At 74.4% G+C, this 223-nt stretch carries 1 protein-coding gene; it reads left to right on the top strand.

Going from position 1 to position 223, the window contains the following annotated elements:
* Positions 1 to 223 (top strand): trypsin-like serine protease (locus tag IF00_RS0140680; protein WP_030327210.1); only part of this gene is annotated, 223 nt, incomplete at both ends.

A 223-nucleotide genomic window follows, 5' to 3' on the forward strand; every position in this document is an offset into this window, starting at 1 on the left:
GGCCGGACGGCCCGGGACCCCGACCCGCATCCTGGGATTCGGCACCACCGCCGACACCGAACTGAGGTTCGCGGAGCGGTTGCAGGAGCTGAGCACGCGCACGGGTGCCGCCGGCGAGTGTGCCCCCGGCTACGCGGACCGGACCCGGCTGTGCACGATCAGCCGGGTTCCCGACGCCATGGCGTGCTTCGGGGACTCCGGCGGGCCGCAGCTCCAGAAGGGC

It is taken from the genome of Streptomyces flavochromogenes, assembly GCF_000717595.1.
In the GTDB taxonomy this organism is placed as follows: domain Bacteria; phylum Actinomycetota; class Actinomycetes; order Streptomycetales; family Streptomycetaceae; genus Streptomyces; species Streptomyces flavochromogenes.